Origin of the sequence: Bacillus sp. PSXD-155, from assembly GCF_049310765.1 — a bacterium.
GTDB classification, from domain to species: domain Bacteria; phylum Bacillota; class Bacilli; order Bacillales; family Bacillaceae_G; genus Bacillus_A; species Bacillus_A cereus.
Window position 1 is genome coordinate 43767 of record NZ_JBMOWC010000031.1, and the last position, 10460, is coordinate 54226.

Consider the following 10460-nt stretch of genomic DNA (forward strand, 5'->3'; position numbering starts at 1 on the left):
TAAAGTGAAACTTTAATCAGCTCTCATCAATCGGGCTGTTCACAAATAACGAGATAAGGCCCCTCTTACTTTTCATACTGTAAGAGGGCTTCTCTTATGCATACACTTTCTTCTCTTGACAATACAAACGAATAACATGTTTATTTTGTTGAAATACATCATGCGTCAGACGAATAATAATAAAGTTTCTTTTTGTTTGATCATCATGAACAAAAATCTGTTCTCCCTCCTGAAAACGCCATGCACTTTCAAAAGTCGTAATATGATCCCCACTTACAGAAAAAAGTTCATATCGCATCTCTTGTACCCTCTCTCAACTTATATAATCATAATATCCTCATATTAAATTTATTATAACTTAATTCCTATAAAATTAGTAATTATTTCTATTTCGAAAGATTTTAACTTTGTATTTAAATATTTTTAGCGCTATAATGATAAACGAATTTTTATTGAAAGGAGTTTTACTTTGACTGCATATTTATTTCCAGTGAAAACAGCGTTTATTTTATTTCCCTTTTTAGCAATGTTTCTTTTAATCCCTTTTTTAATATTTAATTATCGAAAATACGGTTATTTAAATAAATGGCGCTCATTTATTTTATACTCATTATTACTTTACTTATTAAATGCCTATTTTCTTGTTATTTTGCCGTTACCACAAACGTTTGATACTTGTAGCCTACAACCGGCTAATACACAACACATGCAACTCTCACCATTTTATTTCATACAAGAGATTAGTAGTCATACATCGGCAGTTTTAACGAAACCAGCTACTTATTTCTACTTATTAAAAGAGTCTGCGTTTTTACAAGTTGCATTTAATGTTCTATTAACTGTTCCATTCGGTATTTACTTACGTTATTATTTCCGACGTAGTTTCTTACAAACAATTTGCATTTCCTTTTTCCTTTCACTATTTTTCGAGCTAACACAAGTGACTGGATTATACGGTATATACAATTGTGCATACCGATTATTTGATATCGATGATTTGTTTTTAAATACATTAGGTGGCGTAATTGGTTTTATCATTGCACCAATATTTACGTACTTCCTTCCGAAGACAAATGAGTTAGATAGTCATATTGATTTGGAAACGAAACCAGTCGGATTCATTCGTCGCCTTATCGCGATGCAAATTGATTGGATTTTCTTATCTATCGTTGTACCTGTCGTTAAAAACAAAGGAAATTCTTTCTTCGTTTCTAATATGCAATCTTACACCAATATGTATGAACTCATTTTCATTACGTGTTCAATCCTTATTTACTTTATTATTATTCCATACTTTACGAATGGAAAAACAATTGGGAAAGCATTGCTTCGCATTCACCTGAAAGGAAAATCAGATCGTATTACATTAAAAGAACTATTTATTCGCTACGGTATATTTTATTTTGCGTTAGGCGGAATCAATTACATTCTTTCTAGTAGCTCTATGTTAAATCATACAGAGCCTTTAGTATTACTCGTTACATTGTTATTCCTATTTATCATTAACGGCCTATTTATTATTCATGTTTTACTGCATGTATTTAGCCGTGATAAACTACTTTTTTATGAACATATTAGTCATACAAGAAATGCAATTACACTAAAAAAAGCTGACAAATAATTATTTGTCAGCTTTTTTATATACATAATGTGAAACTTTAATCAGTGGGGGTCTTACTGCCCGGCAAATAGCGGGATAAATAACTTTTCTGCATAAGGATTAAAAAACATTCCAAGTTCATCTAGAGACTTCCTCGCCTGTAAAAACGAATGAAACTCTGGATATATATCTTGTAATTGCTCATACGATAATGTATGCATTTTCCCCCAATGCGGACGCCCTTCATACTTTAGAAAAATTTTTTCCACTTCGCCAAAGTAAGCAGCATATTTCATACCTTTATACATATGAACAGCGATATACGCTGAATCTCTTCCATAGGCTGGACTAAGCCATATATCATCACCTTTCACATAGCGGCATTCGATCGGGAAGTGCACCTTATACTTTTTCTTTTCAATAATATTTGAGATTTCTTCTACCACAGTCCTCATATACTTTGAAGGAATGCTATACTCCATTTCATAAAATGGTACCGTACGTGATGTAGCAAATACTTCATAGCTCGGGCCAATTATTTTTGTGTTTGGTACAGCCTTAGCTGATAATCGACTCACTCCTTTACTTATAGAAGGAAACCATTTACACCCTTTAGATAGTAAAGAGAACATCCTATTTTCAAGTAACTCCACCTTTAGTTTATGCCATTTCAAATCACTGCCTTGATTCGTTGTTTCGTTCGTAAGTTTTACTTGTACTTCATCAGAATAAGGAAAAACGAAAAATTCAAAGTGACGATGCTTCTTATACTCTTCTAGTTTGTTCATTACAGTAGATAATGACTGTTTTTCACTTTCATAAACGAGTGAATACGCTGGAATAACCTTCAATTTTATCTTTACAATGATACCTAACATTCCAAGTGACAACTGAAACGCTCTCCAATATTCTACGTTCTCAGCTTCCGAACAAACTATACTCTCACCATTAGATAAAACTGCCGTAATCTCTATAACTTGTGTTGATAAACTCCCAAAGGTAATACCCGTTCCATGAGTCCCCGTACTAATCGCTCCTGCAATAGATTGTGAATCAATATCCCCTAAATTTTCTTGCGCATAACCTTTTTCCTCAAGTAACTTCCCTAAATCATATAACTTTGTTCCTGCCCACACTTCAGCGACCATCTTCTCTTCATCAATATTCACAATGCCCTTCAATTCATCTAAAGAAACTAAAACTTCTTCGGTTTGCGCAAGGGGTGTAAACGAGTGTCCTGAACCAACAACACGAATTTTCCGCCCCTTTTTTCGTGCAAGCCCCACTACTTCTACTACATCTTGTATACTTTCTGGATACATCGTATAATGCGGCGTTCCTTCTACATTCCCTGTCCAATTCCTCCACTTTTGTCCCTTTATAGAAAGCATTGGCCATCCCCCCGATATGTTGAATACTCCCCAACAATCTCTCCTTTTTTAACACGATACAAAAAAGGAAAGCGCTCACATAATTCACCAGCCTTACTATGACGAAACAAAATGGACTCTCCTATATCCACTCGTTCCTCGCCGTTATAAAAAATTGGCGTTTGTACCTCGCCAGCACCTTCTAAAGCTAATAGTTTTGCACCCTTCGGTCTCCAAACTTCAGGCTCTTTATCTTTTCCAACTGCTCCTGAAGCAATATATCCACCACCTAGGCAAGTGTAAATAAACGGGACTGGTTTACGCACAACTGGTAAGGCAAATCCGACCGCTGGATGAAATTTCACCTCTTTATAATAATCAAACAGCTTCGGAGAATAAAAAGCAGAACCTATTGTAATCTCTGAAACTGAATTATCTTTCTCAGTTGTTTTTATGCTTCCTGTTCCGCCTCCATTTACAAACCTTAGCTCAATACCAAGTTTTTGTATTGCTTTTACAATATATTCTCTTCTTTCTTTCACTTCTAGCACTGATTTCTGCTTTAAATACGAAATCACTTTACTTTTCAGCCATTGATTCGGTATATGGTCTCCCACCCCAGCAATTTGAGCTTCATAACCCATCACACCATCTAACATTAAATATGATGACCTTCTCACCTTTTCTACTACTTTCAACGCATCCTGCACATTTTTTACTGGGGATCTTTGTACACCAAAATGAAATTGAAAGAAACGACTACTCATATCAATATCCAAACAAACACGAAAACATCCTTTAGATTTCTCAGCAATTTTTTCTAAATACACAATATGCTCTTCACAATCCACCATACAAGTTATAATGAAACCTTTCTTTGTTAGCAAACTAATTTCACACAAAGCTCTTTCATCATAAGCAGGATATCCGAGCAATAAATCATTAAATCCTTGTTCTATTAAAAATAAAACCTCTCTAGGTGAAAAGCACATAATACCTTGAAATCGATCATTTGCAGCTAAAATCTTTTGCATAATCGGAACAGAACGTAACGATTTACTCGCTATACGAATCTTCTTATTTCCACTTAACTCTATAATCGATTGAATATTTCTATCTAAAGCCACTTCATCCAAAAATGCACACGGTAATGGAACTTCTTTAAAAATTCCTCGATCCACATTTTTCTCTCCTCTTTTCAATATGTCTTATACATATTGGAAAGAAAGTATGATTTTCCTGTTTGCAAATAAAAAAAGTTTCTTCTTTACGAAGAAACTTTTTGAAACTACTTCATAGAAATAGTCGCCTCTACTGGATAATGATCAGAGTAATCATTATACGTATATTTTTGGAACCACGATGTAACAGTCCATTGTGGAGATTTCGGCTGTAACACCTTATTCTCTATATACGATGGGTTCGCATGGTCTTTGCTTGCAATAATATAATCTAAATATTCGGCAGGACTATCAGGGAAATTATATTTTGCAATACTGTTTGTCGTTGCATCCCAAGTCGCTGTATGTCCAGTATAAGATGGTACAGAAGCGTTCAATGTTTTAAACATAGATGCATACTCTGAATCATTATTGTTCTCTGCATTTATCTTATTTACGTTCATATCACCACCAATTAACACATACTCATTATTTGGTATATTTTTATTTTTAATAAAATCTTGAATTTCTTTTAATTGATTCGTACGTACAGATGCTGGTGAAGTTTTTCCGCACATACTATCTTCAGCCTGCAAATGCGTCCCAATCACGTGAACGAAACGATCATTTTTCTTAATTTTCGTGTATACAAATCCTTTATTCGATAAATTATCTGGCCCGCATCCTTTTGCAAATACATATTGAATCTTTTCAGCGATTGGCCATTTGCTCACAATCGCAACGCCACCATCTTCAGGAGTTGAAGATGAATAGTTCCCTAACGTTTTATCCCATTCGCTTCCACTACTACGACCTAATACTGCTGTTTGATTTGGATATTCTTTCTTCAAATTGCCTAATAAACGATCTGAGGCACTATTATCAAACACTTCATTTAATATAACAACATCTTGATTCTTTATATAATCTGCCGCCCCGATTAAATCAGCACGCTCAGTTTGTCCCCAGTTTGGATATAAGTTTGTTGATAGCATATATACATTATGCGTCATCACTTTTAATGTATCATTTTGATTTGTAGATGCTTCTGCTTGAGCTGAAGTTCCGCTATATAAAGCTCCTAAACCAACCCCTAAGCTAAGTACACCTTTTAGCAATTTACCTTTCACGTTTCATACCTCCATGTATTGTATAGTCATAAAAAGGCCAAATACTCTATTCTGAGATTTGACCTTTTTCAAATACTTAACGATTTCCGTACGTATCAAACCAAAGCTGAATGTATCCAGCAGTAACACGTTGTGCATCCATTAAACGCTTACCTGTCATTGGTGTAACTTCAGCGCGCCATTTATCTGCATATTCTTGTGATACAGCTGCTCTTACGAACCAATCTTTCGTATTATCATTTACAATGCCAGCGTAATCTTGTTTCGCAACTACTGCCGCTCCATGAATCCAATCTTCTGGATTTGTACCTTTCCAGTTCCAATATCCATTTCCATCCGTTACTTTATAATTATCTTTTATCGTATCTACAAAGTTTTCATATTTAGAATGGAATCCTTGTGGATACGAAAGGTTCGTAAAGTTTGCCGCATGCATCGGTTGGTTTACATCCCCTAAATAGTGAAGAGATAATCCTAAATAGAAGAATGCTTGTTTCATATCTTTATTTTTGTAAGACTCACCAGCTAATTTAAAATATTTAGCTCCAGTTTCCTTTGCCTGCTTTGCATACGGAATATAAGTTTTCCCATTGTCAGGGTCATAGAAATGTGAAGCAAATGTGCTATTATCATAATAAGGATTTTCATAGTCAGCAGCATAAATACCGTTCTCTAACTCAGTACGCCATTCATTTAATAGTGCAACTCGATCTTGTTTTACAAGTGTTGTATTACGAGACATAATATCAATTGCACGGTTTACAATCCATAAATGAGAATTCACGCCTTCTTTATGTTTATCTTCAGCAGACCAGCGCGGAATAACTCCAAATCTCTGTCCCCCATCATTTTCATGAGCAAATGCAACACTTTGTAATGGAGCAACTAATGTAATAGCTGCCGCTAAAGCAAGTACTTTCTTTTTCATATAAAATCCTCCATTTTATAATTGAATTATTGTAAACATTTTGTTAGGATCCTATGATGTCGTCCGGTTAACCTATGACTAGAATATCCCACCTTTCACGAAATTTCTATCACTAAATTAAAATATGCAAATGTTCATATCATTATAACTTTATACACAGTGAATATAATGAATGAATACACTTTCATTTTAATAAACTATTATTAAGGCTTGTCTAAACTAATGTAAAAAAAGAGTAAAGCATACACATGCTTTACTCTTTTTTTCTATTCGATAATATACTTGGCAATTGTACATTAACTGCCAACTTATGTATAAATCCAAACACTAATCCGATCCCTATAAATATGTATAATATCGTAAATATCTTTCCGAAGTCAGTTTTGGGACTAAATTGTCCATCACCGACAGTAGTCAGCGTCATAACGCTAAAATATAAAGCATCCAGAGGACGTAACCCCTCCACTGTACTATAAAAGATTGTACCAGATATTAATGTCAAAATTGTTAATACGAATAACACTTGAAATTCTTTATCTTTCCATGCTCGCAAACAAGCTTTTAGCATCCGTTTCAATGTCAACATAAATGAAAGCATTAGACTTCCCCTTCCAAACAAAATACCTTTAGTTACAGGAAAGTCTATCACCTTTCTGTACAGAAAAAAAGTAGCCCTCTTCTATTTCTAGAAAAGGGCTACTCTTTTCGATTCTATCTTATTTAGGTGAAACAAGAATTTTCACTTGTGTTTTATCTTTTACAAGTGCTTCAAATCCTTCTTCAACAACTTGATCCACTGTAATTTTTTTCGTAATTAATTTCTCTGCTTGAATTTGACCAGAGCTAATCAATTTAATAACAGCTGGGAAGATGTGACGGTATCCTAAAATACCAATAACTTCTTTTTCTTTTAATACTAAGTTATTTGGAGTAATTGTTGCGTCTTTTTCCCATACACTAACAATTACAGTTTGTCCTTCGAAGCTTGTACTTTCAATCGCTTGGCGTAGTACAACTTCAACACCTGTTACTTCAAAGCTAACATTTACACCTAAACCATTTGTTAAGTTACGAATTTCAGCTAACACATCTTGAGTTGCTGGATTTAATACATAATCCGCACCTGCTAATTTCGCTAACTCTTGACGTTCTTTAGAAAGTTCAACTGCAATAACAGGAGTTGCTCCTGCTGCTTTAGCTGCTTGGATAACAAGAAGTCCAATTGGACCGCAACCAAATACAGCTACAGCTTCCCCTTCTTTTAATTTACTTTGACGTACTGCATGAACTGCTACTGCTGCTGGTTCTACAAGCGCACCTTGTTCATACGTCATTTCATCTGGAATGTGATGAACCATATCTTCTGGTACTACTGTATATTCAGAGAAACCGCCGCCTTCTCCGCCAAGACCGTGGAAAACAAGTTGTTCACAAACATTGTAATGTCCATGTTTACAAGCTTCACATTTACCACAAGAATAAATTGGCTCTACAACAACGCGGTCTCCCACTTTATGAGATGTAACTCCTTCACCAATCTCTATTACCTCACCACTAAACTCATGACCTAAAATAACAGGTGCTTTCACATGTGTTAATGGATGTTCTTCTGTTGGAATAAAAATAGGCCCTGCTAAATATTCATGCAAGTCTGTCCCACAAATACCACACCATTTAACTTTGATTTTCACTGTTCCTGGTTTTACTGTTGGTTCTGGTACTTCTTCTACTCGTACATCACGTTGATTATGCCAAAGTAGTGCTTTCATTTTATACATCCCTCTCTATGTATATACTTAACCTGGTGAAGTTTACAATTCTATTATAATACTTCTATCCATATATTTCAAAAAAACAATCACGTTCCCACTAATTTTTTACAAATAACGTTCAATATTTTGTCACTTTGTACTTTTTTCCACATCTGTTAATTCAATTTCATTGCAGGTGAAATTAGCATTGTGCCATAATAGCATAGGAGAGGTGAATATCGCTTGAAATATTTTATTTACTTTATCGTTATCGTGGCATTTTTAGATACATTTTCACAATTACCTATTATGAGTACTTTCGCTCAAAGCCTTGGAGGAACTCCTCTTATTATCGGGCTAGTTGTCGGTATGTACTCATTCGCTAATATGATCGGTAATATTATTGCTGGAGCCGCTGTCGATAAATTTGGTGCAAAAAAAATCCTTTATATAAGCATGGGAATTACGAGTTTCATAGTCTTGTTATACACCGTTGTTCAAAGTGGTGAACAACTATTAGTTGTGCGCTTTATGCATGGATTTAGTGATGGCTTTTTAATTCCTGCCGCCTTTACATTTTTATCAAAACAAACAAATGCAAAAAGACAAGGAAAAGCAATGGCTCTATCTGGTGCGGCTGTTGGAACAGCCGCAATCGTAGGACCTGCTTTCAGCGGTATTATGAAAGCAACAGCTGGCGTAGAGTGGGTCTTTATTACTATTTCTATTTTAATGGCTCTTGGTACGATCGTATCTCTATTCTTCTTACCAAATAACGTATCAAGAAAAGATACATCAAGAACGCAAATGATGAACAAAGAAGATATGGTTGAACTTTTAAAATCAGAACCGTTATTACAAGCATATATTGGTGCTTTCACATTAATGTTTTCACAAGGAATTGTCACTTATATGTTACCAGTAAAAGTTGAGGCATTAGCGCTTAAAGCATCCACAACAGGCATGATGTTAAGTGTATTCGGTATAACTGCTATCCTCTTCTTCTTGCTTCCAACAAATCGTATTTACGATCGATTTAATCGTTCGAAACTAATGCTAATCGGAATTGCAGTTATGGCATTCGCATTATCTTTACTCGGATTATTTGCTACAAAAGGTATGCTCTTTATCGTAATGATGATTTATGGAATTGGATTCGCAATCCTCTTTCCGTCTATTAACGCTTTACTCGTTGAAAATACTACAGACGATAATCGCGGAAAGGCATTCGGATTATTTTATGCCTTCTTCTCATTAGGAGTTGTTGCTGGCTCCTTTACAGTCGGCGCAATCGGAGCATCACCTAGCATCAGCTTCATTATCGGGACAGCATTTTTATTAACATTTGCTGGGATGATTTATGTAAGAAGCAAAGTAAAAAAGACAATGATGGGATAATCCATCGTTGTCTTTTTTTAATGATAAACCCCTATTCAACTTTTAACTTTCAACAAGCCGTATTTAATAAACAATATGGCATTATATTTTTCATAGAGATAATACAATGGATAACAAAATAAGAAGAAAATAAGTACAGTTGGTACACCGTCTATAATAGAAAAATATTTTACTAGTAATTCCTTAATACTCTCTCCAATCATAATAAATAGTGGAATGATACAAATTGCCACTAATATTAAACATGGTGTGATCCTCATTTCTTTTAATTTCACCTTACAATGTGGACACCTGAATGAAAAAGGATGCGGGAGATCCATAATATGTTGCGCAGTAATATCCCCTTCACACTGTGGACATTCAATTACTTCTTTCATTTAACTCACTCCTTTCTATTCATAAAAAAGAGCACTATCCTGAACTGCACCCCAATTGTTAGACACAGTCTAACAATTGGAGGTGCAGTTTTTCTATGGCTAAATTTACAGCTGATGAAAAAATACAAATCGTTCTACGTTATTTGAACGGAAATGAAAGTTATCGAGAAATGGGTAGATCGCTCGGTATAAGTGACACAATCATTTTGAATTGGGTAAACCAATATAAACAGAATGGTCTGGAAGCTTTTCTAAAACGATGTACAAATTACACACAACAATTTAAACTAGACGTACTAAACTTTATGATTGAAAACGGTATGTCCTTATTTGAGACGGCAGCTATCTTTAATATTCCTGCCCCTTCAACGATTTCTGTTTGGAAAAAACAGCTCGAAACACAAGGAATTGATGCCCTTCAATCTAAGAAAAAGGGGCGTCCATCCATGAAAAAAGATTCAAATAAACAATTAAAACAACCTTTAGCTGAAGGGTCAGTCGAAGTACTTGAAGCACGCATTAAACAGCTTGAGATGGAAAATGAGTACTTAAAAAAGTTAAATGCCTTAGTTCAAAACAAGGAAAAATCACAAAACAAGACAAAGCGCAAGTAGTCTATGAATTAAGGCATAAATATTCGGTCAAGGCACTCGTGGAGCTAGCTACTATTCCTCGAAGCACGTATTATGATTTAGTAAAGAAAATGAATCGTCCAGATGTAGATGCCGATTTGAAAGCTGAGATTA

At 34.9% G+C, this 10460-nt stretch carries 10 protein-coding genes and 1 pseudogene; 3 read left to right on the plus strand and 8 right to left on the minus strand.

Annotated elements, in window-relative coordinates; genetic code table 11:
- Nucleotides 1-94: 94 nt before the first annotated feature.
- Entirely contained in the window at nt 95-298 is a 204-nt protein-coding gene (locus ACO6VI_RS24490; RefSeq protein ID WP_001268332.1) for a hypothetical protein, read from the minus strand.
- A gap of 171 nt (nt 299-469) precedes the next feature.
- Here ACO6VI_RS24490 and ACO6VI_RS24495 point away from each other — a divergent pair, with 171 nt between their 5' ends.
- A complete protein-coding gene (locus ACO6VI_RS24495; protein WP_000128017.1) occupies nt 470-1621 on the plus strand; it encodes a VanZ family protein in 1152 nt (383 codons plus the stop codon).
- Nucleotides 1622-1674: 53 nt separating this feature from the next.
- Here ACO6VI_RS24495 and ACO6VI_RS24500 read toward each other — a convergent pair whose 3' ends face one another.
- The 6 genes from ACO6VI_RS24500 to bdhA form a co-directional block, all read right to left on the minus strand.
- Nucleotides 1675-2991, minus strand: a complete 1317-nt coding sequence (locus ACO6VI_RS24500) for a D-arabinono-1,4-lactone oxidase (protein WP_078994576.1) — start codon at nt 2989-2991, stop codon at nt 1675-1677.
- The gene (locus ACO6VI_RS24505; protein ID WP_063546466.1) at nt 2979-4151 is read right to left on the minus strand and encodes an amino acid deaminase/aldolase; all 1173 of its coding nucleotides are present in this window, start codon (nt 4149-4151) and stop codon (nt 2979-2981) included. Before ACO6VI_RS24505 ends, ACO6VI_RS24500 begins: the two co-directional genes overlap by 13 nt.
- A gap of 107 nt (nt 4152-4258) precedes the next feature.
- Complete coding sequence (sph, locus tag ACO6VI_RS24510) at nt 4259-5260, minus strand: sphingomyelinase C (RefSeq protein WP_000676799.1); 1002 nt, start codon at nt 5258-5260, stop codon at nt 4259-4261.
- A 76-nt stretch (nt 5261-5336) separates the two neighbouring features.
- Complete coding sequence (gene cerA, locus ACO6VI_RS24515; protein ID WP_000730997.1) at nt 5337-6188, minus strand: phospholipase CerA; 852 nt, start codon at nt 6186-6188, stop codon at nt 5337-5339.
- Nucleotides 6189-6441: 253 nt separating this feature from the next.
- Complete coding sequence (locus ACO6VI_RS24520; protein WP_000948241.1) at nt 6442-6786, minus strand: potassium channel family protein; 345 nt, start codon at nt 6784-6786, stop codon at nt 6442-6444.
- A 118-nt stretch (nt 6787-6904) separates the two neighbouring features.
- On the minus strand, nt 6905-7957 hold the full coding sequence (bdhA, locus tag ACO6VI_RS24525) for a (R,R)-butanediol dehydrogenase (protein WP_000645827.1): 1053 nt from the start codon (nt 7955-7957) through the stop codon (nt 6905-6907).
- A gap of 225 nt (nt 7958-8182) precedes the next feature.
- Between bdhA and ACO6VI_RS24530 the strand changes: the two genes are divergently transcribed.
- On the plus strand, nt 8183-9337 hold the full coding sequence (locus ACO6VI_RS24530) for an MFS transporter (protein WP_000873271.1): 1155 nt from the start codon (nt 8183-8185) through the stop codon (nt 9335-9337).
- Nucleotides 9338-9372: 35 nt separating this feature from the next.
- Here the strand turns inward: ACO6VI_RS24530 and ACO6VI_RS24535 are convergent, their stop codons facing one another.
- Complete coding sequence (locus tag ACO6VI_RS24535; RefSeq protein ID WP_021036119.1) at nt 9373-9714, minus strand: hypothetical protein; 342 nt, start codon at nt 9712-9714, stop codon at nt 9373-9375.
- A gap of 95 nt (nt 9715-9809) precedes the next feature.
- Here ACO6VI_RS24535 and ACO6VI_RS24540 point away from each other — a divergent pair.
- Nucleotides 9810-10460, plus strand: a pseudogene (locus tag ACO6VI_RS24540) (helix-turn-helix domain-containing protein); the annotation flags it as partial.

Coding starts and splice junctions, on each gene's coding strand:
- bdhA (WP_000645827.1), bottom strand. CDS start 7,957: ATGAAAGCACTACTTTGGCATAATCAACGTGATGTACGAGTAGAAGAA.
- ACO6VI_RS24535 (WP_021036119.1), bottom strand. CDS start 9,714: ATGAAAGAAGTAATTGAATGTCCACAGTGTGAAGGGGATATTACTGCG.
- ACO6VI_RS24490 (WP_001268332.1), bottom strand. CDS start 298: ATGCGATATGAACTTTTTTCTGTAAGTGGGGATCATATTACGACTTTT.
- ACO6VI_RS24500 (WP_078994576.1), bottom strand. CDS start 2,991: ATGCTTTCTATAAAGGGACAAAAGTGGAGGAATTGGACAGGGAATGTA.
- ACO6VI_RS24520 (WP_000948241.1), bottom strand. CDS start 6,786: ATGCTTTCATTTATGTTGACATTGAAACGGATGCTAAAAGCTTGTTTG.
- cerA (WP_000730997.1), bottom strand. CDS start 6,188: ATGAAAAAGAAAGTACTTGCTTTAGCGGCAGCTATTACATTAGTTGCT.